Origin of the sequence: Pseudomonas campi (assembly GCF_013200955.2) — a bacterium.
Classification (GTDB): domain Bacteria; phylum Pseudomonadota; class Gammaproteobacteria; order Pseudomonadales; family Pseudomonadaceae; genus Aquipseudomonas; species Aquipseudomonas campi.
Map to the genome: position 1 here is coordinate 4,051,453 of NZ_CP053697.2, position 25,301 is coordinate 4,076,753.

The 25,301-nt window shown below is 65.0% G+C and carries 23 protein-coding genes; 9 read left to right on the forward strand and 14 right to left on the reverse strand.

Features of this window, described 5'->3' with window-relative positions:
• Window positions 1–27: 27 nt before the first annotated feature.
• The 5 genes from HNE05_RS18660 to tkt all read right to left on the reverse strand — a co-directional run bounded on the left by HNE05_RS18660 (window position 28) and on the right by tkt (window position 6,198).
• The gene (locus tag HNE05_RS18660) at window positions 28–390 is read right to left on the reverse strand and encodes a hypothetical protein (RefSeq protein WP_240008780.1); all 363 of its coding nucleotides are present in this window, start codon (window positions 388–390) and stop codon (window positions 28–30) included.
• Between the two features lie 214 nt (window positions 391–604).
• Window positions 605–1,669 (reverse strand): class II fructose-bisphosphate aldolase, encoded by a 1,065-nt coding sequence (gene fba / locus HNE05_RS18665; RefSeq protein ID WP_173210141.1) that lies wholly within the window; start codon window positions 1,667–1,669, stop codon window positions 605–607.
• Between the two features lie 186 nt (window positions 1,670–1,855).
• Entirely contained in the window at window positions 1,856–3,019 is a 1,164-nt protein-coding gene (locus tag HNE05_RS18670; protein ID WP_173210143.1) for a phosphoglycerate kinase, read from the reverse strand.
• A 2-nt stretch (window positions 3,020–3,021) separates the two neighbouring features.
• The gene (epd, locus tag HNE05_RS18675; protein WP_173210145.1) at window positions 3,022–4,107 is read right to left on the reverse strand and encodes an erythrose-4-phosphate dehydrogenase; all 1,086 of its coding nucleotides are present in this window, start codon (window positions 4,105–4,107) and stop codon (window positions 3,022–3,024) included.
• Window positions 4,108–4,197: 90 nt separating this feature from the next.
• Entirely contained in the window at window positions 4,198–6,198 is a 2,001-nt protein-coding gene (gene tkt / locus HNE05_RS18680; RefSeq protein ID WP_173210147.1) for a transketolase, read from the reverse strand.
• A gap of 31 nt (window positions 6,199–6,229) precedes the next feature.
• Between tkt and HNE05_RS18685 the strand changes: the two genes are divergently transcribed.
• From HNE05_RS18685 to metK, 3 genes are read left to right on the forward strand one after another with little or no spacing between them, the layout of a single operon-like run.
• Window positions 6,230–6,370 (forward strand): hypothetical protein, encoded by a 141-nt coding sequence (locus HNE05_RS18685; protein ID WP_173210149.1) that lies wholly within the window; start codon window positions 6,230–6,232, stop codon window positions 6,368–6,370.
• Window positions 6,371–6,390: 20 nt separating this feature from the next.
• Window positions 6,391–7,386 (forward strand): ArsR/SmtB family transcription factor, encoded by a 996-nt coding sequence (locus HNE05_RS18690; protein WP_173210151.1) that lies wholly within the window; start codon window positions 6,391–6,393, stop codon window positions 7,384–7,386.
• A gap of 13 nt (window positions 7,387–7,399) precedes the next feature.
• Window positions 7,400–8,590, forward strand: coding sequence for a methionine adenosyltransferase (gene metK / locus HNE05_RS18695; RefSeq protein WP_173210153.1), 1,191 nt, complete (start codon window positions 7,400–7,402; stop codon window positions 8,588–8,590).
• Between the two features lie 59 nt (window positions 8,591–8,649).
• On the opposite strand, the gene HNE05_RS18700 is transcribed toward metK, so the two are convergent.
• The 4 genes from HNE05_RS18700 to ompR form a co-directional block, all read right to left on the reverse strand.
• Complete coding sequence (locus HNE05_RS18700) at window positions 8,650–8,868, reverse strand: hypothetical protein (protein ID WP_173210155.1); 219 nt, start codon at window positions 8,866–8,868, stop codon at window positions 8,650–8,652.
• A 102-nt stretch (window positions 8,869–8,970) separates the two neighbouring features.
• The gene (locus tag HNE05_RS18705; protein WP_173210157.1) at window positions 8,971–10,284 is read right to left on the reverse strand and encodes an ATP-binding protein; all 1,314 of its coding nucleotides are present in this window, start codon (window positions 10,282–10,284) and stop codon (window positions 8,971–8,973) included.
• Window positions 10,285–10,287: 3 nt separating this feature from the next.
• Complete coding sequence (locus HNE05_RS18710) at window positions 10,288–10,719, reverse strand: hypothetical protein (protein WP_173210159.1); 432 nt, start codon at window positions 10,717–10,719, stop codon at window positions 10,288–10,290.
• Window positions 10,716–11,447 (reverse strand): osmolarity response regulator transcription factor OmpR, encoded by a 732-nt coding sequence (gene ompR, locus HNE05_RS18715; protein ID WP_173210161.1) that lies wholly within the window; start codon window positions 11,445–11,447, stop codon window positions 10,716–10,718. The genes HNE05_RS18710 and ompR overlap by 4 nt, the downstream gene beginning before the upstream one ends.
• Before the next feature lie 184 nt (window positions 11,448–11,631).
• On the opposite strand from ompR, the gene HNE05_RS18720 reads away from it, so the two are divergent.
• The 4 genes from HNE05_RS18720 to rmf all read left to right on the forward strand — a co-directional run bounded on the left by HNE05_RS18720 (window position 11,632) and on the right by rmf (window position 16,626).
• Entirely contained in the window at window positions 11,632–13,968 is a 2,337-nt protein-coding gene (locus HNE05_RS18720) for a Tex family protein (RefSeq protein ID WP_173210164.1), read from the forward strand.
• 3 nt (window positions 13,969–13,971) lie between these two features.
• On the forward strand, window positions 13,972–14,358 hold the full coding sequence (locus HNE05_RS18725; protein ID WP_173210166.1) for a PaaI family thioesterase: 387 nt from the start codon (window positions 13,972–13,974) through the stop codon (window positions 14,356–14,358).
• 326 nt (window positions 14,359–14,684) lie between these two features.
• Window positions 14,685–16,271, forward strand: a complete 1,587-nt coding sequence (gene gshA, locus HNE05_RS18730) for a glutamate--cysteine ligase (protein ID WP_173210168.1) — start codon at window positions 14,685–14,687, stop codon at window positions 16,269–16,271.
• A gap of 145 nt (window positions 16,272–16,416) precedes the next feature.
• Window positions 16,417–16,626 carry a ribosome modulation factor gene (rmf, locus tag HNE05_RS18735; protein WP_173210170.1) on the forward strand — a complete coding sequence of 70 codons (210 nt, stop codon included), beginning with the start codon at window positions 16,417–16,419 and terminating at the stop codon, window positions 16,624–16,626.
• A gap of 73 nt (window positions 16,627–16,699) precedes the next feature.
• On the opposite strand, the gene HNE05_RS18740 is transcribed toward rmf, so the two are convergent.
• The 5 genes from HNE05_RS18740 to HNE05_RS18760 form a co-directional block, all read right to left on the reverse strand.
• Window positions 16,700–17,065: a VOC family protein gene (locus HNE05_RS18740; RefSeq protein ID WP_173210172.1), complete on the reverse strand. Its 366-nt coding sequence runs from the start codon at window positions 17,063–17,065 to the stop codon at window positions 16,700–16,702.
• 130 nt (window positions 17,066–17,195) lie between these two features.
• Window positions 17,196–18,494 carry an amino-acid N-acetyltransferase gene (argA, locus tag HNE05_RS18745; RefSeq protein ID WP_173210174.1) on the reverse strand — a complete coding sequence of 433 codons (1,299 nt, stop codon included), beginning with the start codon at window positions 18,492–18,494 and terminating at the stop codon, window positions 17,196–17,198.
• A 171-nt stretch (window positions 18,495–18,665) separates the two neighbouring features.
• Window positions 18,666–19,805, reverse strand: a complete 1,140-nt coding sequence (argE, locus tag HNE05_RS18750; RefSeq protein WP_173210176.1) for an acetylornithine deacetylase — start codon at window positions 19,803–19,805, stop codon at window positions 18,666–18,668.
• Between the two features lie 213 nt (window positions 19,806–20,018).
• The gene (locus HNE05_RS18755) at window positions 20,019–21,284 is read right to left on the reverse strand and encodes an inorganic phosphate transporter (RefSeq protein WP_173210178.1); all 1,266 of its coding nucleotides are present in this window, start codon (window positions 21,282–21,284) and stop codon (window positions 20,019–20,021) included.
• A gap of 37 nt (window positions 21,285–21,321) precedes the next feature.
• The gene (locus HNE05_RS18760) at window positions 21,322–21,999 is read right to left on the reverse strand and encodes a TIGR00153 family protein (protein WP_173210180.1); all 678 of its coding nucleotides are present in this window, start codon (window positions 21,997–21,999) and stop codon (window positions 21,322–21,324) included.
• Between the two features lie 113 nt (window positions 22,000–22,112).
• Here HNE05_RS18760 and HNE05_RS18765 point away from each other — a divergent pair, with 113 nt between their 5' ends.
• Window positions 22,113–23,477 carry a CYTH domain-containing protein gene (locus tag HNE05_RS18765; protein ID WP_173210182.1) on the forward strand — a complete coding sequence of 455 codons (1,365 nt, stop codon included), beginning with the start codon at window positions 22,113–22,115 and terminating at the stop codon, window positions 23,475–23,477.
• Between the two features lie 36 nt (window positions 23,478–23,513).
• A complete protein-coding gene (tfpB, locus tag HNE05_RS18770) occupies window positions 23,514–25,298 on the forward strand; it encodes a type IV pilus assembly ATPase TfpB (RefSeq protein WP_173210184.1) in 1,785 nt (594 codons plus the stop codon).
• The last annotated feature ends 3 nt before the right edge of the window (window positions 25,299–25,301 follow it).

Sequence of the window (25,301 nt, forward strand, 5' to 3'; positions counted from 1 at the left end):
TCCCCGTCATTCTCCGCCTGGCTGGGCCTAAGGTCGGGAAAAGCCACCTGGCTTGCCAGCCAGATAGTCGCGATAGACCTGCAGCAACTGCGCGGTGCTGTAGCGACAGCTTGGCGTCTGGCACTCGGCATTGAAGTCGAAGCGCCCGCTCATGGGCTCGGCCAGGCGGATGTAGATGGCCGGCCACTCGCTCCGTGGCGCATCCGCCGGGGTGAACAGCAGGCGCTCCTGGCGTTGCACCAGAGCACCACCGGCAGCTGCATAGTCGAAGACGAACAGCAGGGTGCGTGAGGTCTTGGTGGTGCATTCGGCCTGGCTCAGGCACTGCTGTGGGTCGGTTGCCAACGGCGTGGGGGCTGGCGCAGGAGCAACGACAGCGGGCTGCTGCATACAGCCCGCCAGCAACAGAACAACGCAGAATGTGGCAATGGCTGACTTCATGGCGTGTACTCCGGCATCGGCATCGTAGGAGCGAGCTCTGCTCGCGAAGCAGCGCCTCAGAAGCTTCGCGAGCAGAGCTCGCTCCTACAGCTTTGCCCCTGATACGCAAGAGCCCCGCATGGCGGGGCTCTTGGTGACAGCGCGGTAATTTAGAACCTGGTTCTTAGTTGACCTTGGCGGTCAGCTCGCCCTTGGCGTAGCGCTGGAACATGCCTTCCAGGGAGATCGGTTTGATCTTGGAGGCATTGCCGGCGGTGCCGAAGGCTTCGTAGCGGGCGATGCAGATGTCGCGCATGGCGGTGACGGTGGCACCGAAGAATTTGCGCGGGTCGAACTCGCTCGGGTTGGTGGCCATCAGGCGGCGCATGGCACCGGTGGACGCCAGGCGCAGGTCGGTGTCGATGTTGACCTTGCGCACGCCGTACTTGATGCCTTCGACGATTTCTTCGACCGGCACGCCGTAGGTTTCTTTGATGTCGCCGCCGTACTGGTTGATGATCGCCAGCCACTCTTGCGGTACCGAGGAAGAGCCGTGCATCACCAGGTGGGTGTTGGGGATGCGCTTGTGGATTTCCTTGATGCGGTCGATGGCGAGGATGTCACCGGTCGGCGGCTTGGTGAACTTGTAGGCGCCGTGGCTGGTGCCGATAGCGATGGCCAGGGCATCGACCTGGGTGCGCTTGACGAAGTCGGCGGCTTCTTCCGGGTCGGTCAGCATCTGGCTGTGATCGAGCACGCCTTCGGCGCCAACGCCGTCTTCTTCGCCGGCCATGCCGGTTTCCAGGCTGCCCAGGCAGCCCAGCTCACCTTCCACCGACACGCCGCAGGCGTGGGCGAATGCCACGGTCTGCTGGGTGACGGCGACGTTGTAGTCGTAGTCGGCCGGGGTCTTGCCGTCTTCTTTCAGCGAGCCGTCCATCATCACCGAGCTGAAGCCCAGCTGGATCGAGCGCTGGCACACGTCCGGGCTGGTGCCGTGGTCCTGGTGCATGCACACCGGGATGTGCGGGAATTCTTCGATGGCGGCCAGGATCAGGTGGCGCAGGAACGGCGCACCGGCGTATTTGCGGGCGCCGGCGGAAGCCTGGACGATCACCGGGGAATCGGTCTTGTCGGCCGCTTCCATGATCGCGCGCATCTGCTCGAGGTTGTTGACGTTGAAGGCCGGCACGCCGTAGCCGAATTCGGCGGCGTGGTCGAGCATCTGGCGCATGCTGATAAGTGCCATGGTGTTCTTTCTCCCGGTGGGGCTCGTTAATCGTGCAAGCCTGCCGCAGGGGCAGGCGCTATTCAAGTTATTGGAGACCAGGGGGCTGCCTGGCCTCTATTCAATCCGTAGCCCGGATGCAATCCGGGTTGCCTCAAGGTTCTCCCGGATTACATCCGGGCTACCGCACTGCTATAGAGTGACAACTCAGGCCTTGGCGCGTTGTTCCAGCACTGCCACGGCCGGCAGCACCTTGCCCTCGACGAACTCGAGGAAGGCGCCACCACCGGTGGAGATATAGCTGATCTGTGCGCCGACGCCGTATTTGTCGATGGCGGCCAGGGTGTCGCCACCACCGGCGATGGAGAACGCCGGGCTTTCGGCGATGGCCTGGGCCAGGACCTTGGTGCCGTTGCCGAACTGGTCGAATTCGAACACGCCGACCGGACCGTTCCACAGGATGGTCTTCGACGACTTCAGCAGCTCGGCGAACTGCGCAGCAGTTTGCGGGCCAATGTCGAGGATCATGTCGTCCTCGGCCACGTCGGACACCAGTTTGACGGTGGCTTCGGCGTCTTCGGCGAAGGCCTTGGCCACTACCACGTCAACCGGCAGCGGCACGCTGACCTTGGCGGCGATGGCCTTGGCGGTGTCGATCAGGTCGGCCTCGTACAGCGACTTGCCGACCGGGAAACCGGCGGCAGCGAGGAAGGTGTTGGCGATGCCGCCGCCGACGATCAGCTGGTCGCAGATCTGGCTCAGGCTGTTCAGTACGTCGAGCTTGGTCGACACCTTGGAGCCGGCGACGATCGCTGCCATCGGCTTGGCCGGGTTGCCCAGGGCCTTGCCCAGGGCGTCCAGCTCGGCCGCCAGCAGCGGGCCGGCAGCGGCGACCTTGGCGAACTTGGCCACGCCATGGGTAGAGCCCTCGGCGCGGTGGGCGGTGCCGAAGGCGTCCATGACAAACACGTCGCACAGGGCGGCGTACTGCTGGGCCAGTTCATCGGCGTTTTTCTTCTCACCCTTGTTGAAGCGCACGTTCTCGAACAGCACGACCTGGCCCGGCTGCACGTCGATGCCACCGAGGTAGTCGGCCACCAGCGGCACGTCACGACCGAGGGCCTTGCTCAGGTAGGCAGCTACCGGTGCCAGGCTGTTCTCTGCGCTGAACTCGCCCTCGGTCGGACGACCCAGGTGCGAGCAGACCATGACTGCCGCGCCCTTCTCCAGGGCCAGTTTGATGGTCGGCAGGGAAGCGAGGATGCGCGCGTCGCTCTTCACCACGCCGTCTTTTACCGGCACGTTGAGGTCTTCGCGGATCAGCACGCGCTTACCGGCGAGGTCGAGGTCGGTCATCTTCAAAACAGTCATGGTCAGTCCTTCACAAGGGGCTGGTTAGTGGCTTTCTGTTCGGTGGAACAGGCAGAAACATCAAGGAAATGTTGGGCAACGTCGAGCATGCGGTTGGCAAACCCCCACTCGTTGTCGAACCAGGCCAGCAGGTTCACCAGGCGCGGGCCGGACACGCGGGTCTGGCTGCCATCGACAATCGCCGAATGGGCGTCGTGGTTGAAGTCGCAGCTGGCGTGGGGCAGCTCGGTGTAGGCCAGCAGGCCCTGGAGCGGGCCGCTGGTGGCGGCCTCGCGCAGTACCCGGTTGATCTCTTCGGCACTGGTGTCGCGAGCGGTCTGCAGGGTGATATCCAGGCAGGACACGTTGACCGTCGGCACGCGGATGGCCTTGGCCTGGATGCGCCCGGTCAGTTCCGGCAGCAGGCGCTCGATACCGCGGGCCAGGCCGGTGGATACCGGGATCACCGACTGGAAGGCCGAGCGCGTACGGCGCAGGTCTTCATGGTGGTAGGCGTCGATCACCGGCTGGTCATTCATCGCTGAGTGGATGGTGGTGATGGAGACATACTCCAGACCCACCGCCTCGTTGAGCAGCTTGAGCAACGGCACCCCGCAGTTGGTGGTGCAGGAGGCGTTCGACACCAGCTTCTCGGCGCCTGTCAGGCAGGCCTGATTGACACCGAACACCACGGTGGCATCGATATCCGCTTCGCTGGCCATCGGCTGGGAGAACAGCACGCGCGGCGCACCCGCCGCCAGGAAGCGCTCGGCATCGGCGCGACTGTGGTAGACGCCGGAGCACTCCAGCACCAGGTCGATATCCAGCGCGGCCCAGTCGACGGCTTCAGGCGTGGCCTGACGCAGCACCTGCACGCAGTTGCCATTGATATGCAAGCAATCGCCCTCGACCCGTACTTCGCCGGGGAAACGGCCGTGGGTGGAGTCGAAACGGGTCAGGTATTCGATGCTGGCCTGGTCGGCCAGGTCGTTCAACGCGACGATCTCGAAACCGGCCGCCGCGCCACGCTCGTGTAAAGCGCGCAGCACGCAACGACCGATACGGCCGTAGCCGTTGAGGGCGACTTTATAGGGGCGGGCGTTGGGCATGTTGGGCACGATTGCAGTCAACCTGTAGGAGCGAGCTTGCTCGCGATCAATGTTTGAGCATCGCGAGCAAGCTCGCTCCTACACAGTCCGTCAGGCGTCCAGCAGCTCTTCGGCGGTTTCCAGGAGATTCTCGACGGTGAAGCCGAACTCCTCGAACAGCGCCGGCGCCGGGGCGGACTCACCGAAGGTGGTCATGCCGATGATGCGCCCTTCCAGGCCCACGTACTTGTACCAGTAGTCCGCGTGCGAGGCCTCGATGGCGATGCGCGCGCCCACCTGCAGCGGCAGCACGGCCTGCTTGTAGCTCGCATCCTGCTGGTCGAACACGCTGGTCGACGGCATCGACACCACGCGCACCTTGCGGCCTTGCGCGGTCAGTTTGTCGTAGGCCTGCACGGCCAGACCGACTTCCGAACCGGTGGCGATCAGGATCAGCTCCGGCTCGCCGGCGCAGTCCTTGAGCACGTAGGCACCACGGGCCACGTCGGCCAGCTGCTGGGCGTCGCGCGCCTGGTGCGGCAGGTTCTGCCGGCTGAAGATCAGCGCGGACGGGCCGTCGGCGCGCTCAATGGCGTATTTCCAGGCCACTGCGGATTCCACCGCGTCGGCCGGGCGCCAGGTGTCGAGGTTCGGCGTGCCACGCAGGCTGGCCAGCTGCTCGATCGGCTGGTGGGTCGGGCCGTCTTCACCGAGGCCGATGGAGTCGTGGGTGAACACGAACAGCACGCGCTGCTTCATCAGCGAAGCCATGCGCACGGCGTTGCGTGCGTATTCCATGAAAATCAGGAAGGTCGCGCCGTAGGGGATGAAACCACCGTGCAGGGCCACGCCGTTCATGATCGCGCTCATGCCGAACTCGCGCACGCCGTAGAACATATAGTTGCCGGAGGCGTCTTCTGCAGACACGCCCTTGCAGCCTTTCCACAGGGTCAGGTTGGAGCCGGCGAGGTCAGCCGAGCCGCCGAGGAATTCCGGCAGCAGCGGGCCGAAGGCATTCAGCGCGTTCTGGCTGGCCTTGCGACTGGCGATGGTTTCGCCCTTCTCGGCGACGTCCTTGATGTAGGCAGCGGCTTTCTCGGCGAAGTCGGCCGGCAGTTCACCGGCAACCCGGCGCTTGAACTCGGCAGCCAGCTCGGGATGGGCGACGGCGTAGGCAGCGAACTTGTCGTTCCAGGCGGCTTCGCGGGCGGCGCCGGCTTCCTTGGCGTCCCACTCGGCGTAGATCTCCGAAGGGATCTCGAACGGGCCGTGGCTCCAGCCGAGCTGCGCGCGAGTGGCGGCGATCTCGTCATTGCCCAGAGGTGCGCCGTGGCACTCTTCCTTGCCACCCTTGTTCGGCGAACCGAAGCCGATCACGGTCTTGCAGCAGATCAGGGTCGGCCGGTCGCTGGACTTGCGCGCGGTCTCGATGGCGATCTTGATCTCTTCGGCATCGTGGCCGTCGACATTGCGGATCACCTGCCAGCCGTAGGCTTCGAAGCGTGCCGGGGTGTCGTCGGTGAACCAGCCATGCACTTCGCCGTCGATGGAGATGCCGTTGTCGTCGTAGAAGGCGACCAGCTTGCCCAGGCCCAGGGTGCCGGCCAGCGAGCAGACTTCATGGCTGATGCCTTCCATCATGCAGCCGTCGCCGAGGAAGGCGTAGGTGAAGTGGTCGACGATGGCATGGCCGTCACGGTTGAACTGCGCGCCCAGGACTTTTTCGGCGAGGGCGAAGCCGACGGCGTTGGCGATGCCCTGGCCCAGCGGGCCGGTGGTGGTCTCGACGCCCGGGGTGTAGCCGTATTCCGGGTGGCCCGGGGTGCGGCTGTGCAGCTGGCGGAACTGCTTGAGATCGTCGATGCCCAGGTCGTAGCCGGTCAGGTGCAGCAACGAATAGATCAGCATCGAGCCGTGGCCGTTGGACAGAACGAAGCGGTCGCGGTCGGCCCAGTTCGGGTTCTGCGGGTTGTGCTGCAGGTAGTCGCGCCACAGCACTTCGGCGATGTCCGCCATGCCCATGGGGGCACCGGGGTGGCCGCTGTTGGCTTTCTGCACAGCATCCATGCTGAGGGCACGAATGGCATTGGCACGCTCACGACGGCTGGACATCGCTGAATCTCCTGGGAAGGACTGTTGCTAAATGAGAGAAGCGGAAAAAGGCGCGCATTTTCGCCCAGCCAGGCGCTGCGGGGCAATGAAAGATCGACGAAAGCTGCCGGCCGATCCGCCCAAACATCAATATCAAAAAGTTTTGATATTGATGTTGCTGGATGAAAAATGACCGACTAGACTGCCGCCACTATGAATATGCGCGTGCCCCAGCTCCGTTTCGAGCCAGCCGATGAGCTCGCCGCCCTGTGCAAGGCCGGCGGCGATCCGCTGCGCCTGAACGTGCTGCGCGCGCTGACCAACGACTCGTTCGGCGTGCTGGAACTGGCGCAGATCTTCGCCATCGGCCAGTCGGGCATGAGCCACCACCTCAAAGTGCTGGCCCAGGCCGGCCTGGTGGCCACCCGCCGCGAAGGCAATGCGATCTTCTACCGTCGCGCCCTGCCGCACAGCGAACTGCTCGGCGGCACCCTGCATGCCGCGCTGCTGGCGGAGGTCGACGAACTGCAGCTACCGGCCGAGGTGCAGGCGCGCATCGCCGCCGTGCACGCGCAACGCGCCGCCGCCAGCCGCGACTTCTTCGCCAAGACAGCGGACAAGTTCCAGGCCCAGCAGGACCTGATCGCCGGCCTGCCGCAGTACCGCGACAGCGTGCTGGCCCTGCTCGATGCACTGGGCTTTGCCGCCGGCGCCACGGCAGTCGAAGTCGGCCCCGGCGACGGCGGTTTCCTGCCGGAACTGGCGCGACGCTTCCATCACGTGACCGCGCTGGACAACAGTGCGGCGATGCTCGAGCTGGCCCGCCAGCGCTGTGAGCAAGAACAACTGGGCAATGTCGAGCTGCAGCTCGCCGATGCCCTGAACGACGAAATCGGCGCCGCCGACTGCGTGGTGGTGAACATGGTCCTGCACCATTTCGCCGCCCCGGCCGAGGCACTGAAGCAGCTGGCGCGCCTGGTCAAACCGGCCGGCAGCCTGCTGATCACCGAGTTGTGCAGCCATGACCAGAGTTGGGCCAGGACGGCCTGCGGCGATCTCTGGCTCGGCTTCGAACAGGAAGACTTGGCCCGTTGGGCCGATGCCGCGGGGCTCACGCCCGGCGAGAGCCTCTATGTGGGCCTCAAGAACGGCTTTCAGATTCAGGTACGGCACTTTGCCAAGCCGGATGCGAAGCAAACCCAGGTATGAATAGGATTTTGAAATGAGCGAATACGCCCTGTTTACCTCCGAGTCCGTGTCCGAAGGCCATCCGGACAAGATCGCCGACCAGATTTCCGATGCCGTCCTCGACGCCATCATCGCCCAGGACAAACACGCCCGCGTGGCTGTGGAAACCCTGGTCAAGACTGGTGTGGCCATCGTCGCCGGCGAAGTCACCACCAGCGCCTGGGTCGACCTGGAACAGATCGTCCGCGACGTGATCTGCGACATCGGCTACACCAACTCCGACGTCGGTTTCGACGGCGCCACCTGCGGCGTGCTGAACATCATTGGCAAGCAATCCCCGGACATCAACCAGGGTGTCGACCGCGCCAAGCCGGAAGACCAGGGTGCCGGCGACCAGGGCCTGATGTTCGGCTACGCCAGCAACGAAACCGATGTGCTGATGCCGGCGCCGATCCGCCTGTCCCACGCCCTCGTCGAGCGCCAGGCCGAAGCGCGCAAGTCCGGCCTGCTGCCGTGGCTGCGCCCGGACGCCAAGAGCCAGGTCACTTGCCAGTACGAGAACGGCAAGGTGGTCGGCATCGACGCCGTGGTGCTGTCCACCCAGCACAACCCGGAGGTCAGCCTGAGCGACCTGCGTGAGGCGGTGATGGAGCTGATCATCAAGCACACCCTGCCGGCCGAGCTGCTGCACAAGGACACCCAGTTCCACATCAACCCGACCGGCAACTTCGTGATCGGCGGGCCGGTGGGCGACTGCGGCCTGACCGGGCGCAAGATCATCGTCGACTCCTACGGCGGCATGGCCCGTCACGGCGGTGGCGCGTTCTCCGGCAAGGACCCATCCAAGGTTGACCGTTCGGCCGCCTACGCCGGTCGCTACGTGGCGAAGAACATCGTCGCCGCCGGCCTGGCCGATCGTTGCGAAATCCAGGTTTCCTACGCCATCGGCGTGGCCCAGCCGACCTCGATCTCGATCAACACCTTCGGCACCCACAAGATCGCCGAAGACAAGATCATCCAGCTGGTGCGTGAAGTGTTCGACCTGCGTCCGTACGCCATCACCAAGATGCTCGACCTGCTGCACCCGATGTACCGCGCCACTGCGGCCTACGGCCACTTCGGCCGTACCCCTCAGGAAGTGACCGTGGGTGGCGACAGCTTCACCACTTTCACCTGGGAAAAGACCGACAAGGTTGCCGAGCTGCGCGCTGCCGCCGGTCTGTAAGCCTTAGCGCAATGCAAAAAGCCCCGCCTAGTGCGGGGCTTTTTGTTGGCAGTGGACTTTCAGCCGAACTGCAGGCCGCCACTGGTGTACATCAGACCCAGCCCGGAGACGAGAACCAACAACGGGAAACGGATCGCCGGCTCGTAAATGGCAAAGATTGCCTGCGCAATGGGTGGGAAGATGAAATTCAGGACGCAGCACAGCAGCGACACCTGAATGCCACGGGCAACCGACCAAATGAAACCACTCAGGGCGATTAGCAAGCCGACGGTATTCATGCTCAAACCTCCATGTTCAGTCGCTGACACTCCAGCGGGGCCGGCATTCTGCCTGCACCGCCCCATGATCGGCAATTTCCCCGGACAGCAGAAGCTCAGCGGCTATACCGCATCCCGCGGCAGCAGCAGCCCCAGCGGCAGGCAGATACGCGCCTCCAGCCCGCCGCCCGAGCGATTGCGCAGCTCGACACTGCCGCCGTGCAGCGCGGCGATGCGCTTGACGATGGCCAGGCCGAGGCCGGTGCCCTTGCCACCACGGGCGCGATCGCCGCGGATAAAGGGGTTGAACAGTTCACCCAGTTCGGCCGGATCGATGCCCGGGCCGCGATCCAGCACGCTGAGCACCACATAGGGCGCGCTGCTATCGCCGGACAGGTTGGCTACCACCTCGACCCCCTGGCCGCCATAGCGCAGGGCATTTTCCAGCAGGTTGGTCAGCAGGCGCTTCATCGACACCCGGCGCAGCGGAAACGGCGGCACCTGCTCCAGACACAGGCGCACCTGCTCGCGCTGCTGGTTGTAAGGCGCCACCACTTCGCGCACCAGCTCGCTGAGCTCACAGGATTCCGGCTTCTCGTCGCGGCCGTCGCGGATGAAAGCGAGGAACTGGTCGAGAATGGCGTCCATGTCCTCGATATCGCGGATCATGTCCTCGGTCAGCTCCGAGTCGCTGTCGAGCAACTCCAGCGACAGGCGCAGGCGGGTCAGCGGCGTGCGCAGGTCATGGGACACCCCGGCCAGCATCAGCTCGCGTTCGCGGGCGCCCTGCTCGACATCCTCGGCCATCTGGTTGAAGGCGCGGTAGACCTCGGTCATCTCGCTCGGCGTGTCGCTTACCGGCAGCCGCACGCTGCGCCCCTGGCCGAGCTGGCGGGCAGCGAACACCAGGCGCTTGAGCGGCGCGCTGAGCTGGCGCACGAAGATCCACGCCGCCGCCGTGGATAGCAGGCCGATGCCGAGGAACCAGCCAAGTACACTCCAGATCTTCTGCCCACGCAGGGGGTGCGGATACAGCGGCACCTTGGTCCAGCCGTCCCCCAGATTCGGCGCCCGCACCCACAGCGCGGGCGGGCTCTTGACCCGTACCCGCACCTCGGTGTCCGGGCCCAGCTCGGCCTGCATCTGGCGTAGGAAGATCTCCGAATAGGGCCAGTGCTGCTCGGTCGGCGGCACCTGGTCGGCGGCCACCTGCTTCAGGGTCGCCGCAGTGGCGATATGCGCACGGTCCTCCGGATCGGCTGCCCAGTAGGCACGCAGGGTCAGCGCGGCACCGTGGCTGTACTGACGATCGACCAGCACGTCCTCGTTCATCATCAGGTAAACCAGGGTCAGCGCCTTGGAAAACAGCACGACCACCAGCACCAGCCAGAGGGTGCGAGCGAAGAAGCTTTGCGGAAACCAGAGCGGGGTTTTCATTGATCAGACCCTAGCCTGAACAGGCAACCGGCGCTGCTGCACAAGTTGCCACAGACCTTGGCCAACCAGAGACAGCGCACAGCCTGCAGCAGAGCAGAACATCAGGAGCGCCCACCGGTAAGGATGAGCCCAGGAACCAAAGGGATTGCCTAACAGCGTGAACAGCACGGCGAAGACCAGCCAGGCCAGCACCGCCAAGCTCATCCGCCTGGCAGGCCAGCGTAACGCAGCGGCGTTTTGCAGCAGCGTCAGAAAGGCAAAGACATACAACGCCAGCTGTACGGTAATGCCCCAACTGACACCGCCACGCAGGGTTCGGCCTCGCGCCACAGCCATTGATACGGCAGTTTCATGCAGATACACGAACAGCAGAATGGCTGCAGCACTGACCAACAAAATCTGCAGACTGCCTGCTAGAAGCACGCGCCATGTCACTTGCTGCCATCCGGCACAAACACATAACCCACGCCCCACACCGTCTGGATATAGCGCGGCTTGGACGGGTCCGGTTCGATCAGCCGGCGCAGACGCGATATCTGCACGTCGATGGAGCGCTCCAGGGCGTCCCACTCGCGGCCACGGGCCAGGTTCATCAGCTTGTCGCGGGTCAGCGGCTCGCGGGCGTGCTGGACCAGGGCCTTGAGCACGGCGAACTCGCCGGTGGTGAGCATGTGCACCTCGTCACCCTTCTTCAGCTCGCGGGTGGCCAGGGACAGTTCGTACTCGCCGAAGCTGACACTCTCGTCCTCGCTGCCCGGCGCACCCGGCACTACCGGCGCCTGGCGGCGCAGCACGGCCTTGATCCGCGCCAGCAGCTCACGCGGGTTGAACGGCTTGGCCAGGTAGTCGTCGGCGCCCTGCTCCAGGCCCTGAATGCGGCTGGCTTCATCGCCCTTGGCGGTGAGCATGATGATCGGCAGCTGGTTGTTCGCCGCGCGCAGGCGGCCGCAGGCGGACAGGCCGTCCTCACCGGGCAGCATGAGGTCGAGCACCAGCAGCTGGAACAGCTCGCGGGCCAGTAGGCGGTCCATCTGCTCGACGTTCTCCACGGCGCGCACACGGTAGCCCTGCTCGCTGAGGAAGCGCTCCAGCAGGCGGCGCAGGCCGGGGTCATCGTCGACGATAAGGATCTTCTCGCCTTCCACTACGGGTGTGCTGCTCATGATTTCTCCCATTCGAAGTGCCGGCATTATTGCCCAGCACCGATGATTGGCGGCTGGCCCCATTGTTAGCAGATTTTTCCCCGAACGGTTCCCAATGCCGCAAGGACCGGTGTTTATAATGCGGCGCTTTCGTGCCGGGCCACCTTTAGCGTGGACGGCTGGTGTTCTCCGTCAGGTGTTTTAAATGGACAGTATCAACACTCGCATCGCCAACGAGCTGGGCGTGCGCCCGCAACAGGTTGCCGCCGCCGTGGCCCTGCTCGATGAAGGTTCCACCGTGCCATTCATCGCCCGCTACCGTAAGGAAGTCACCGGCAGCCTGGACGATACCCAGCTGCGTAACCTGGAAGAACGCCTGCGCTACCTGCGCGAACTGGACGAGCGCCGCACGGCGATCCTCGCCAGCATCGAGGAACAGGGCAAGCTGACGCCCGAGCTGACCCGCGAGATCAACCTGGCCGAGACCAAGACGCGCCTCGAAGACCTCTACCTGCCGTACAAGCAGAAGCGCCGCACCAAGGGCCAGATCGCCCTGGAAGCCGGCCTCGGCGAGCTGGCCGACGGCCTGTTCAATGACCCGACGCTGAATCCGGAAGAGCAGGCCGCACGCTTCGTCGACGCTGAGAAAGGCTTCGCCGACGTCAAGGCCGTGCTCGAAGGCGCCAAGTACATCCTCATGGAGCGCTTCGCCGAAGACGCCACCCTGCTCGAGCGCCTGCGCAGCTACCTCAAGGACAACGCCACCCTCAGCGCCCGCGTGGTGGCTGGCAAAGAGGCCGAAGGCGCCAAGTTCAGCGACTACTTCGAGCACGACGAAGCCTTCAAGGGCGTCCCCTCGCACCGCGCCCTGGCGATCTTCCGCGGCCGTAACGAAGGCATCCTCGGCGCCAGCCTCAAGGTCGGCGACGAAGCGCCGGGCAGCATGCACCCGTGCGAAGGCATGATCGGCGAACGCTTCGGCGTCGAGCAGCGTGGCCGCGCCGCCGACAAATGGCTGGGCGAAGTGGTGCGCTGGACCTGGAAGGTCAAGCTCTACACCCACCTGGAAACCGACCTGTTCAGCGAGCTGCGGGAGAAGGCCGAGGAAGAGGCGATCAACGTCTTCGCCCGCAACCTGCACGACCTGCTGCTGGCCGCCCCAGCCGGCCCGCGCGCCACCCTGGCACTCGACCCGGGCCTGCGTACCGGCTGCAAGGTGGCGGTGGTCGACGCCACCGGCAAGGTGCTGGAAACCGCCACCGTCTACCCGCACGCGCCGCGCAATGACTGGGACGGCACTCTGGCGATCCTCGCCAAGCTGTGCGCCAAGCACGCGGTCGACCTGATCTCGATCGGCAACGGCACCGCCAGCCGCGAGACCGACAAGCTGGCCGCCGACCTGATCAAGAAACTGCCGGGCCTCAAGCTGACCAAAGTGATGGTCAGCGAAGCCGGCGCCTCGGTGTACTCGGCCTCCGAGCTGGCCGCCAAGGAATTCCCGGACATGGACGTGTCGCTGCGCGGCGCCGTGTCCATTGCCCGCCGCCTGCAGGACCCGCTGGCCGAGCTGGTGAAGATCGACCCGAAATCCATCGGTGTCGGCCAGTACCAGCACGACGTGTCGCAGCTCAAACTGGCGCGTTCGCTGGATGCGGTGGTCGAGGACTGCGTGAACGCCGTCGGCGTGGATGTGAACACCGCCTCCGTTGCCCTGCTGGCGCGCATCTCCGGCCTCAACGCGACCCTGGCGCAGAACATCGTCAGCCACCGCGACGCCAACGGCGCGTTCAAGACCCGCGACGAGCTGAAGAAGGTTTCGCGCCTGGGCGAGAAGACGTTCGAGCAGGCCGCCGGTTTCCTCCGCGTGATGAACGGCGACAACCCGCTGGATGCCTCCGGTGTGCACCCGGAAACCTACCGCCTGGTCGAGCGCATCGCCCAGGGTACCGAGCGCGATATCCGCTCGCTGATCGGTGATTCGGCCTTCCTCAAGCGCCTCGACCCGGCCAAGTTCACCGACGAGCAGTTCGGCCTGCCGACCGTCACCGACATCCTCAAGGAACTCGACAAGCCCGGCCGCGACCCGCGTCCGGAGTTCAAGACCGCCGAATTCCAGGACGGCGTGGAAACCCTCAAGGACCTGCAGCCGGGCATGGTGCTGGAAGGCGTGGTGACCAACGTCACCAACTTCGGCGCCTTCGTCGACATTGGCGTGCACCAGGACGGCCTGGTGCACATCTCGGCGCTGTCGGAGAAGTTCGTCAAGGACCCCTACGAGGTGGTCAAGGCCGGCGACATCGTCAAGGTCAAGGTCATGGAAGTGGACATCCCACGTAACCGCGTCGGCCTGACCATGCGCATGAGCGACACCCCCGGCGAGAAGGTCGACGGCCCGCGCGGTGGCGGACGCCCCGGCAACGGCGGGCAGAATCGCGGCGGCAACCAGCCGCGCAGCGAGCGCCATTCCAGCCAGGACAAGCCGGCCCCGGCCAACCCGGGCATGGCCGCGCTGTTCGCCAACGCCAAACAATTGAAGAAGTAAGCCATGAGTACTGCCTCCCCCGTTGGCCAGGACAGCAACTTCAGCAAGCTGCTGGGCATCGTCATCGACAAGGCCGAGAACGGCGAAGCCCAGGCGCGCATGAGCATGCAGGAGCACCTGCTCAACCTGCACGGACGCATGCACGGCGGCGCGCTGTTCTCGCTGATCGACACCACCCTCGGCCAGGCCAGCCACAGCCTGTTCGGCGGCGCGGCCGGCAGCATGACCCTGGAGTGCAAGGTCAACTACATCCGCGCGGTCGAGCAGGGCGAGATTCTCTGCACCGCCCGCGTGCTAAATGCCGGGCGCAAGGTGCATGTGCTGGAGGCGCGGGTGCAGCAGGGTGACAAGTTGATCGCCACGGCCCAGGCGACCTTTATCTGCAAATAAGCTTCCGTCTGCGGCCTCGCTTGCTCCCCTCTCCCACTTGTGGGAGAGGGGCCGGGGGAGAGGGCATAGGCCAAGCACCCTCTCCCCAGCCCTCTCCCGTGAACGGGAGAGGGGGCAAAAGCGATCGGTGCCTGCAACCGTCTGCATAAAATTCAGGAAGTCGCCGGGATACCACCCGGCGCCTCTCTCAGGATTGCACCAAGCCCCCCGCTCGGCGCATCCTGCCCTTTTCCGGTCAGGCCTCCAGGCCAATCCGTCCATTCCGCCTTGTAAGCGACGTTTCCACCCCCATATAAGGGCGACCGTCGAGTGAAGGAATAACCATCTTGAGCGAGCTTTTCTCCCGCCGCCTGGCGTTGCTCGGCGATGCTGCCGCCCTGCCCCTGCTGACCCAGAACCTGCACGGCATCGAGCGTGAATGCCTGCGCGTGAACGCCGACGGCAGCCTGGCGCAGACTGAACACCCGCGTGCCCTGGGTTCGGCGCTGACCCACCCGCAGATCACCACCGACTATTCCGAAGCGCTGTTGGAGTTCATCACCCCGGCCGAGGCGAACCCGGCGGACACCCTCGCCGACCTGGAGCGCATCCACCGCTTCGCCAGCAGCCAGCTGGACGGCGAATACCTGTGGAGTCCGTCGATGCCCGGCCTGTTGCCTGACGAGGCGGACATCCCGATCGCCCGCTACGGCAGCTCGAATATCGGCCGCCTCAAGTACGTCTACCGCCAGGGCCTGGCCCTGCGCTACGGCAAGACCATGCAGTGCATCGCCGGCATCCACTACAACTTCAGCCTGGCCGAAGGCCTGTGGCCGCTGTTGCAGCAGCTGGACGGCGACACCCAGAGCGCCCGCGACTACCAGTCGGCCAGCTACATCGCGCTGATCCGCAACTTCCGCCGCTACAGCTGGCTGCTGATGTACCTGTTCGGCGCCTCGCCGGCGCTCGACGCCAGCTTCCTGCGCGGCCGCCCGCACCAGCTGCAGCAGCTCGACGCCGACACCCTGTTCCTGCCCTACGCCACCAGCCTGCGCATGAGCGACCTGGGCTACCAGAGCAATGCCCAGGCCGGCCTGACGCCCTGCTACAACGATCTGGCCAGTTACACCGAGAGCCTGCGTTCGGCAGTGGCCACGCCCTACCCGGCCTATGCCGAGATCGGCACCAAGAACGCCGCCGGCGAATGGCTGCAGCTCAACAGCAACATCATCCAGATCGAAAACGAGTACTACTCGAGCATCCGCCCCAAGCGCGTCACCTATTCCGGCGAGCGGCCGATCCAGGCGCTGATGAGCCGCGGCGTGCAGTACGTGGAAGTGCGCTGCCTGGACATCAACCCCTACCTGCCGCTGGGCATCGACCTCGATCAGGCACGCTTCCTCGACGCCTTCATCCTGTTCTGCGCCCTGGAGGACAGCCCGCTGCTGGCCAGCGGCGTGTGCCGTGCCAGCACCGAGAACTTCCTCAAGACGGTCAAGGAAGGCCGCCGCCCAGGCCTGCAGCTGCAGCGCGACGGCCAGCCGGTTGAACTGCAGACCTGGGCTAGCGAGCTGCTCGAACGCTTCGCGCCGATCGCCGAATTGCTCGACCGCGCCTATGGCGGCGACGCCTACCAGACCGCCCTGCACCTGCAGCAGCGCAAGGTCGACGACCCGGCGCAAACGCCGTCGGCGCAGGTACTGGCCGAGCTGCGCGAGACCGGCGAGAGTTTCCGCGCCATGGCCCTGCGCCACAGCAAGGAACATGCGGCGAATTTCCGCGCCCAACCGCTGACTGCCGAGGAACAGGCCGGCTTCGTGGCCATGGCGCGCACCTCGCTGGCCGAGCAGGCCGAACTGGAAAGTGCCGAGCCGGGCGACTTCGATAGCTTCGTCGCCGCCTACCAGGCCAGCATTCTCGGTATTGGTGTTTGAAATCAGCGACCTAGGTGACGGGCTGTGGCCATTAAGGGCAGCCCGTCACAAATCCGCCAGTTCGACCGCTCAGCCCTGACCAATGGCTCGCGGTCGCCCCCGACGACGGCTAACCTGTGTGGGAAACCCGCATTGGCCACGCCCGATGACGCCGCCCGACGAACACCACAGCGAAGACAGCCACTGGAGCCTGGAAAGCCTGAACAAGGCTTATCAGCAAGGCTACATGGCAGGCCTCACCGGCCAGCCGCAGCACCAGCAGCCCTATCCCGCCGAGGTCCTGGCCGCAGCCTGGGAAGCCGGCTGGGACGACGGCAACGAGCAGTTCAAACAGCACCAGCGCCGCAGCGCCTGAGTGGCCGTAGCCCGGATGTCATCCGGGAACCTCTCTCGAACGACCGCTCACCCGCTCCCGGATGGCATCCGGGCTACGCCCTGGAAAACGCCCGACTGCTAATGGAAACGGTATTGCCGTCAGGGTCTTTGCCATTGGCGAAGCGGTAGCCGTCCGCTTGATGCGTAGCGCCAAACGCCAGCCCTTGCTCCAGGCACTTTGCCTTGAATCCGTCCACGTCCTCGATATCGAAGACCAGCTTGACGGTGACCTGTCCGGTTTTGACGCTTTTGGCCGCCGGATGCAGCATGAGAATTGCCCCGCCACCTGGGGCGCTCAACTCCACGACTCGGTCGTCGGCTTGCCGCTGGCTGACAAACCCGAAATGACGCTCATAGAAGTCGCAGGTGGCCTGGACATCGCGCACATACAGCATTATCCGGTTGAGTACAGGCCGCATGATTTCGTCCCTGAGTAGCAATTGAGAAGGCGCAAAGCGTCGAGTCTTGGCACCTGACGCACAAGTACCGAGTGACGGCCTGAACGGGTGGCCACGAGCCCTCTCCGATTACTAGCGGAGAGGGCTGCAGTCAAAGGGCCTTTTCGAAGATCTTCGAATTGCGCTGGTAGTTGTACAGCGAGGCCCGCGCGGCCGGCAGGCGCTCGACGCTGCTCGGCTCGAAGCCGCGTTCCTGGAACCAATGGGCGGTGCGCGTGGTGAGCACGATCAGGGTCTTCAGGCCCTGCGCCCGCGCGCGTTCCTCGATGCGTTCGAGCAGTTCGTCGCCACGTCCACCATGCCGGTAGTCCGGGTTCACCGCCAGGCAGGCCAGCTCGCCGCAGTCCGAGTCGGCGATCTGGTACAGGGCCGCGCAGGCGATGATCAGGCCGTCGCGCTCGACGATGCTGAACTGCTCGATCTCGCGCTCCAGCACTTCGCGCGAACGGCGCACCAGGATGCCCTGGTCCTCCAGCGGAGTGATCAGGTCGATCAGCCCGCCGACGTCCTCGATGGTCGCCTCGCGCAGCGATTCGAACTGCTCCTGGTCGACCAGGGTGCCGCCGCCGTCGCGGGTGAACAGCTCGGTGAGCAGCGAACCATCGTCCATGTAGCTGACGATATGGCTGCGCTTGACCCCGCCACGGCAGGCCTGGGCGGCGGCATCCAGCAGCTCGGCCTGGTAGCAGGCGCCGAGCCGCGCCAGGTGCGCCGGCACCTGTTGCGGGCGCAGCTCACGCACCAGCTTGCCGGCTTCGTCGAGCAGACCGTGTTCGGCGCTGAACAGCAGCAACTTGTCGGCCTGCAGGTCAATGGCGGCGCGGGTGGCGACGTCCTCGCAGGCCAGGTTGAAGATCTCCCCGGTGGGCGAGTAACCGAGCGACGACAGCAGCACAATGCTGCGCTCGTCGAGCAAACGACCGATGCCCTTGCGGTCGACGCGACGGACCTCGCCGGTGTGGTGGTAGTCGACGCCATCGAGCACGCCGATCGGCCGCGCGGTGACGAAGTTGCCGCCGGTCACGCGCAGGCGCGAGCCCTGCATCGGCGAGGCGGCGATATCCATCGACAGGCGCGCCTCGATGGCGATACGCAGCTGGCCGACGGCATCGATCACGCATTCCAGGGTTGGCCCGTCGGTGATGCGCAGGTTGTGGTGGTAGCGCGGCGTCAGGCCGCGAGCGGCCAGGCGCGTCTCGATCTGCGGGCGCGAGCCGTGTACCAGCACCAGGCGCACGCCGAGGCTGTGCAGCAGCACCAGGTCGTGGACGATATTGCCGAAATTCGGGTGTTCGACGCCTTCGCCGGGCAGCATGACCACGAAGGTGCAATCCCGGTGGGCGTTGATATAGGGCGTAGCGTGGCGCAGCCAGTTGACGTAGTCGTGCATGAGAGTGTTCGCAGTACGGGTCCATGACTCCCCTCTCCCGTTCACGGGAGAGGGGCCGGGGGAGAGGGGCATCGGCTCGCCCTCTCCCCAACCCTCTCCCATAAATGGGAGAGGGGGCTGTCTGTGGTTATCGTCGTAGCACAGTGAACAGGCTCCGGTCGGTCTGGCAGGTCATAGGCAGTAGTGCTGAATCAGTTGGCGCAGCAGCGTGATCGTGGGCTGGATACGCGCCAGCTCGAGAAACTCGCCCGGCTGGTGGGCGCAGGCGATATCGCCGGGGCCGAGGACGATGGTCTCGCAACCGAGTTGCTGAAGATACGGCGCTTCGGTGCCAAATGCCACCGACTGCGCCGCATGCCCGGTCAGCTTTTCCGCCAGGCGTACCAACTCGCAATCGGCGCTCTGCTCGAAGGGCGGCACATTGGCGAACAGCGGGGCGAAGTCGATCTTTACCTGATGCCGCTCGGCCAGTGGCTGCAACTTGCTGCGAATCGCCGCGCGCAACTGCTCCGGGTCCATGCCCGGCAGCGGGCGCAGGTCGAACTCCAGCGCGCACTGGCCGCAGATGCGGTTGGGATTGTCGCCACCGTGAATGCAGCCGAGGTTGAGGGTCGGCTGCGGCACGCTGAACTGCGGGTTGTTGAACTCGCGCTGCCACTGATTACGCAGGGCCCGCAGCTCGCCCATGGCATCCTGCATGGCCTCCAGGGCACTGTGGCCGAGGCTGGGGTCGGAGGAATGACCGCTCTGGCCGAGGATGTCGATGCGTTCCATCATCACCCCCTTGTGCAGGCGGATCGGCTTTAAGCCCGTCGGCTCGCCGATCACCGCGGCCCGCCCCAGCGGCCTGCCGGCATCGGCCAGGGCGCGGGCGCCGGACATCGAGCTTTCCTCGTCGCAGGTGGCGAGAATCAGCAGCGGCTGGCGGAACGGCTGGTCAAGCAGGCCGCGCACGGCCTCGATCACCAGCGGGAAAAAACCCTTCATGTCGCACACGCCGAGGCCGATCCAGCGGTCGCCCTGCTCGGTCAGCTTGAGCGGATCGCTCTGCCACAGCGCGGCATCGAACGGCACGGTGTCGCTGTGCCCGGCCAGCACCAGGCCGCCGGGGCCACTGCCATAGGTGGCCAGCAGGTTGGCCTTACCCGGCGCGATATCCTGGATTTCGCAGGCGAAGCCGAGTTCACCCAGCCAGCTGGCCAGCAGGTCGATCACGGCACGGTTGGACTGGTCCCAGTGCGGCTGGGTGCAACTTACCGACGGCGCGGCAATCAGCGCGGCGAACTGGTCTTGCAGGGAGGGAAGCGACATCGGCGTTCTCCGCGGGGGATGGCCCATGATAGGGCCATCGCCGCCGCAGAAGAAACCCGCCTAACGCAGCTCAGAACCTGTTTAGGATCTTTTGAGCTAGAGCCAGGCAAGGCGCAATTGGGCGAGGGAGCGGAGTTTACGAGCTGTAAATGAGCAGCCCGAGCCCAATTGCAACGCAGCATGGCCGACGATCAAGAGATCGTAGACCGGTTCTTAGAGGAAGATGCCGCGCAGGATATAGAAGAACAAAATCGACAGCCCCGCACCGACCGGCAGGGTGATGATCCAGGACATGAAGATCGAGCCGATCACGCCCAGGTTCAGCGCACCGATGCCACGGGCGATACCGATACCCAGCACCGCACCAACCAGGGTGTGGGTGGTGGAAACCGGCAGGCCGATGGCCGACGCCCCGACCACGGTGGAAGCGGTGGCCAGCTCGGCGGCGAAACCGCGGCTCGGGGTCAGCTCGGTGATTTCCTTGCCGATGGTGGCGATCACCTTGTAGCCGTAGGTGGCCAGGCCGATGACGATACCGACGGCGCCGAGCAGCAGCACCCAGCCCGGCACGGCAGACTTGGCAGCAATCGCGGCGGTGCCGTTGGACTGGATCACGCCAACGATGGCGGCCAGCGGGCCAACGGCGTTGGCCACGTCGTTGGCGCCGTGGGCGAAGGCCATGGAGCAGGCGGTGAAGATCATCAGCACGGCGAACACGCGCTCGACGCTGGCGAAGTGGAAGGCCTTGTCGGCCTCCACATCAATCTTGATCCGGCTGAGGATGGCGATGCCAAGCAGCATGACCAAGGCACCCACACCGATCGACAGCAGCAGGCTTTCGGCGCCGGACAGGTTCAGGCCGATGTGTTTGAGGCCCTTGGACAGGGTCATGATCGACACCATAAAACCGGTGAGGAACATGTAGAACGGCACGAAGCGCTTGGCGTTCAGGAACGGGTTGTCGGTGTTGATGATCAGCGCCTGCACGCTCATGAACAGGCCGAAAGCCACCAGACCGGAGAGAAACGGCGTCACCACCCAGCTGGCGACGATCGGGCCGACCGAAGCCCACTGCACCGCATCGGTGGACACGCCGACGGCGGCAAAACCGATCACCGCACCGACAATCGAGTGGGTGGTGGAGACCGGCCAGCCCTTGTGGGTCGCGATCATCAGCCAGGTACCGGCGGCCAGCAGCGCCGACATCATGCCCAGCACCATCAGATCCGGAGTGATCGCCTCAGCATCGACGATACCGTTCTTGATCGTCTCGGTGACTTCACCACCAGCCAGGTAGGCGCCGCAGAACTCGAAGACCATGGCGATCAGGATCGCCTGCTTGATGGTCAGCGCCCGCGAACCCACCGAAGTACCCATGGCGTTGGCCACGTCGTTGGCGCCCACGCCCCAGGCCATGAAAAAGCCGAAACAGCAGGCGAGTACCAGGAGTACGAAGCCGTAATCCGCAATCAGAGACATAAATAGTTACCTGTAATCCCAGAAAGAATACTGGCGCTTAGCGCGCCAGCAGTTGTTCCAGTCGGTTGCCCACACGCTGGGCGCGGTCGGCGACATCGCCGACCCAATCGATGATCTGGTAGAGGAACATCACGTCCACGGCGGGCATGTCCTTCTCCAGCTTGAACAGGGCGCGGCGCACCTCGATCTGCAGGCGGTCGGTATCGTCTTCGATCTCGTCCAGCTCCTCGACCAGGGTCTCCACCAGCTTGGCTTCGCGACCGCTGAAACCGGCCTCGAGCAGTTCGTCCAACTCGTTCATCGCTTTCAGCGCCTGGGCGCTGGCATCGACGGTGCGCTGCACGAAGGTGCGGATCAGCGGCTGCAGATCCGCGGGAATGTCCATCTCGCGGCCAAGCATCAGCCCGGCGATGTCCTTGGCGCGATTGGCAACTTTGTCCTGTACACTCAGCAGTTCAAGCAAGTCCGAACGCGGCACCGGCAGAAACAGGCTTTTCGGCAGGTTCAGCCGCACACTCTTCTTGAGTTTGTCGGCCTCTTTTTCCAGCCGCACCATTTCCTTCTGGACCTCGGCCACTTTCGCCCAGTCCTGCGCCATCACTGCTTCGAAGAACGGCACCAGATTGGCCGCACACTCATGTGCCTTGGCGATGTGCTGCTGCATCGGACCGATCGGCGAACGGCCGAACAGACTGACAAAGGGATTGGTAGGCATAGGGTTTACCCCGGTTGGAAAAAAGGCCGCAAGTATAGGGAGCACTCGACTGGCAAGCCAGCACGAGTCATCGGACTGCAACAATTTAATGATAGGCACCGGAACTGCGCACCATGCACAAAGAAACCGAAATCAAGCTGCGCGTCAGCCGCGAAACCCTGGCCGCCCTGCGTGATCATCCGCTGCTGAAGAAACGCAACAAGTCCGGCTGGCAAACCTGCGAGCTGTTCAACCAGTACTTCGATACTCCCGAGCGCGAGTTGGCCCAGGCCAAAGTCGCCCTGCGCCTGCGCCGTGACGGCGAGCAGTTCATCCAGACCCTGAAAACCCGTGGGCAAAGCGTAGCAGGCCTGTCGGAGCGCAATGAGTGGGACTGGTACCTGAGCAAAGCCAAGCTCGACACCAAGAAGCTCAGCGCCGAATGCTGGCCGGCCAGCCTGGCCGAACTGGACAAGAAGCAGCTGAAACCGATCTTCACCACCGACTTCGTCCGGGAAAAGGCCGAGATCGCCTGGGGCCGCGGCAAGGCCAAGGTGGTCATCGAGGCTGCCCTGGACCTGGGCAAGGTGATCGCCGGCGAAGGCGAGGAAGAAATCTGCGAGCTGGAACTGGAACTGCGCGAAGGTGATCCGGCCGCCCTGCTGGAGCTGGCCGCCGAGCTGGCGGCCGACCTGCCGCTGATGCCTTGCGATATCAGCAAGGCCGAGCGCGGCTACCGCCTGTTCGACTCGGGCAGCTACAGCCTGAGCCTGCCGGCACCCGAACTGAACGCCGAACAGAGCCTGGACGATGCCTTCTGCGCTCTCGCCTGGCACCTGCTCGGCAGCAGCCAGCGGCTGGCCGAACAGTACCGCTTCAACGGTCACTGGAAACTGCTGGCCCAGTGGCTGGAAAAACTGGTGGAACTGCGCGCGCTGCTCAGCAGCCTCGGCCAGGCGGCGCCGCGTGCCTCCAGCACAACCCTGCGTGAAGCACTGGATGGCCTGCTCGGCGACTGGCGCCCGCGCCTGCTGGCCGGCCAGACCGACGACAGCCTGCGCAAGAATGCCCCGGCACTGTTCGCCGCCGAACTGCAGGGCAACCGCTGGGGCCTGTTCTCGCTGAACCTGTCGCGCTGGTTGCTGGCGCGCAGCTGGACGGTCGAGCGCAACAACCGTGGCAATCGCCAGGGCGCCGCGGTGCTGGGCAACTGGCTACCGACCCTGCTCAAAGAAGAAGGCGCCGCCCTGCAGCTCAAGCGCTACCAGCAGCAACCGGAAGACCTCGCCGAACAGCTGCCGCGCATCGAGCGCATCCAGGCCTGGCTGCATCTGGCCCGCCAGGTTCTGGACGTGGCGGAAGTCGACCGGCTGTACGGCGAGCTGTGCAAGCTGCACGAGCTGGCCCTGCAACCGCTGGATGCCGAGGTGTTGGCCGCACGGGTGGCGCAGGCTCATACTGTGGCCACGCTCAAACCCTGGAAGCTGCTGGTGCAATAAGCTGACAGGCTGGCAGATCACCACTAAGGGAACCGCATGTCCGCTCTAGCTTCGTCGACCCAGGATCGCGCGCTGGACCTCAACGACATCCTGCGCGAGCTGATGGTCCAGGGCCGCGTGTCGCAGGAACAGGCCGAGCAGTGCCTGATGCTGCGCCGCGGCGCGGAGAACGCCAAGCTGCACCCGCTGGAGTTCCTCGCCGCGCAGCAGGTCGATGACTTGCAGCACCCTGGCAAGAAGCACGATCTGGAAAGCCTGACCCTGTGGCTGGCCGCCTGGGCCGGCCAGCCCTACCTGCGCATCGACCCGCTGAAGATCAATGTCGCCGCGGTCACCCCGCTGATGTCCTACGCCTTCGCCCAGCGCCACAAGATCCTCGCGGTGGCGGTGGACAGCGAGGCGGTCACCATCGCCAGCGCCCAGCCCTTCGTGCACAGCTGGGAAGCCAACCTGACCCATGTGCTGAAGCGGCCGATCAAGCGGGTGGTGGTCAACCCCACCGACCTGCAGCGCTTCACCACCGAGTTCTACCGCCTGGCCCGCTCGGTCAGCGGCGCCAACGCGACCGACCAGAAGGTCAGCGGTGTGGGCAACTTCGAGCAACTGCTCAGCCTCGGCGCCAGCGACCAGGAGCCGGACGCCAACGACGCGCACATCGTCAATATCGTCGACTGGCTGTTCCAGTACGCCTATCAGCAGCGCGCCAGTGACATCCACATTGAGCCGCGCCGCGAACAGGGCACCGTGCGCTTTCGCATCGACGGCGTGCTGCACAACGTCTACCAGTTTCCGCCGCAGGTCACCGTGGCCATCGTCAGCCGCCTGAAGAGCCTGGGGCGGATGAACGTGGCCGAGAAGCGCAAGCCGCAGGACGGTCGGATCAAGACCAAGACCCCGGACGGCGGCGAAGTCGAATTGCGTCTGTCGACCCTGCCCACTGCCTTCGGCGAGAAGATGGTGATGCGTATCTTCGACCCGGAAGTGCTGCTCAAGCGCCCGGAGCAGCTGGGCTTCTCCCCCGACGACCTGCGCCGCTGGGAAAGCATGACCGGCCAGCCCAACGGCATCATCCTGGTCACCGGCCCCACCGGCTCGGGCAAGACCACCACCCTGTACACCACGCTCAAGCAACTGGCCACGGCGGAAGTGAACGTCTGCACCATCGAAGACCCGATCGAGATGATCGAGGGCGCCTTCAACCAGATGCAGGTGCAGCACAACATCGACCTGACCTTCGCCAGCGGCGTGCGCGCCCTGATGCGCCAGGACCCGGACATCATCATGGTCGGCGAGATCCGCGACCTGGAAACCGCCGAGATGGCGATCCAGGCGGCACTCACCGGCCACCTGGTACTGTCGACCCTGCACACCAACGATGCGCCCAGCGCCATCACCCGCCTGCTCGAACTGGGCGTGCCGCACTACCTGCTCAAGGCCACCATCCTCGGCGTGATGGCCCAGCGCCTGGTGCGCACCCTGTGCCCGCACTGCAAGGAGCCGGTGCAGATCAGCGAGGAAGACTGGCAGAGCCTGACCAAACCCTGGAGCTCGCCGCTGCCAACCCAGGCGCAACGCGCCGTCGGCTGCCTGGAATGCCGCGAGACTGGCTACCGCGGCCGCGCCGGGGTGTACGAGATCATGCTGCTGAACGACGGCATCAAGCCGCTAATCACCGCCGACACCGACCTGGTCACCCTGCGCCGCCAGGCGTTCAAGGAAGGCATGCGCAGCCTGCGCCTGTCCGGCGCACAGAAGGTCGCCGCCGGCCTGACCACCATCGAGGAAGTGCTGCGGGTCACCCCGCAGAGCGAGCAGAAGTAGCGC

Excerpts from the sequence above, each read along its gene's own strand:
- HNE05_RS18705 (WP_173210157.1), bottom strand. The coding sequence starts at position 10,284 with ATGAAAACCCCGCTCTGGTTTCCGCAAAGCTTCTTCGCTCGCACCCTC.
- HNE05_RS18740 (WP_173210172.1), bottom strand. The coding sequence starts at position 17,065 with ATGCGGCCTGTACTCAACCGGATAATGCTGTATGTGCGCGATGTCCAG.
- HNE05_RS18685 (WP_173210149.1), top strand. The coding sequence starts at position 6,230 with ATGAGAGAAGCGGAAAAAGGCGCGCATTTTCGCCCAGCCAGGCGCTGC.
- HNE05_RS18765 (WP_173210182.1), top strand. The coding sequence starts at position 22,113 with ATGCACAAAGAAACCGAAATCAAGCTGCGCGTCAGCCGCGAAACCCTG.
- HNE05_RS18690 (WP_173210151.1), top strand. The coding sequence starts at position 6,391 with ATGAATATGCGCGTGCCCCAGCTCCGTTTCGAGCCAGCCGATGAGCTC.
- HNE05_RS18720 (WP_173210164.1), top strand. The coding sequence starts at position 11,632 with ATGGACAGTATCAACACTCGCATCGCCAACGAGCTGGGCGTGCGCCCG.
- tkt (WP_173210147.1), bottom strand. The coding sequence starts at position 6,198 with ATGTCCAGCCGTCGTGAGCGTGCCAATGCCATTCGTGCCCTCAGCATG.
- HNE05_RS18660 (WP_240008780.1), bottom strand. The coding sequence starts at position 390 with ATGCAGCAGCCCGCTGTCGTTGCTCCTGCGCCAGCCCCCACGCCGTTG.
- HNE05_RS18670 (WP_173210143.1), bottom strand. The coding sequence starts at position 3,019 with ATGACTGTTTTGAAGATGACCGACCTCGACCTCGCCGGTAAGCGCGTG.
- HNE05_RS18755 (WP_173210178.1), bottom strand. The coding sequence starts at position 21,284 with ATGTCTCTGATTGCGGATTACGGCTTCGTACTCCTGGTACTCGCCTGC.
- fba (WP_173210141.1), bottom strand. The coding sequence starts at position 1,669 with ATGGCACTTATCAGCATGCGCCAGATGCTCGACCACGCCGCCGAATTC.
- metK (WP_173210153.1), top strand. The coding sequence starts at position 7,400 with ATGAGCGAATACGCCCTGTTTACCTCCGAGTCCGTGTCCGAAGGCCAT.
- rmf (WP_173210170.1), top strand. The coding sequence starts at position 16,417 with ATGACGCCGCCCGACGAACACCACAGCGAAGACAGCCACTGGAGCCTG.
- HNE05_RS18760 (WP_173210180.1), bottom strand. The coding sequence starts at position 21,999 with ATGCCTACCAATCCCTTTGTCAGTCTGTTCGGCCGTTCGCCGATCGGT.
- argA (WP_173210174.1), bottom strand. The coding sequence starts at position 18,494 with ATGCACGACTACGTCAACTGGCTGCGCCACGCTACGCCCTATATCAAC.
- ompR (WP_173210161.1), bottom strand. The coding sequence starts at position 11,447 with ATGAGCAGCACACCCGTAGTGGAAGGCGAGAAGATCCTTATCGTCGAC.
- HNE05_RS18725 (WP_173210166.1), top strand. The coding sequence starts at position 13,972 with ATGAGTACTGCCTCCCCCGTTGGCCAGGACAGCAACTTCAGCAAGCTG.
- epd (WP_173210145.1), bottom strand. The coding sequence starts at position 4,107 with ATGCCCAACGCCCGCCCCTATAAAGTCGCCCTCAACGGCTACGGCCGT.
- argE (WP_173210176.1), bottom strand. The coding sequence starts at position 19,805 with ATGTCGCTTCCCTCCCTGCAAGACCAGTTCGCCGCGCTGATTGCCGCG.
- tfpB (WP_173210184.1), top strand. The coding sequence starts at position 23,514 with ATGTCCGCTCTAGCTTCGTCGACCCAGGATCGCGCGCTGGACCTCAAC.
- HNE05_RS18700 (WP_173210155.1), bottom strand. The coding sequence starts at position 8,868 with ATGAATACCGTCGGCTTGCTAATCGCCCTGAGTGGTTTCATTTGGTCG.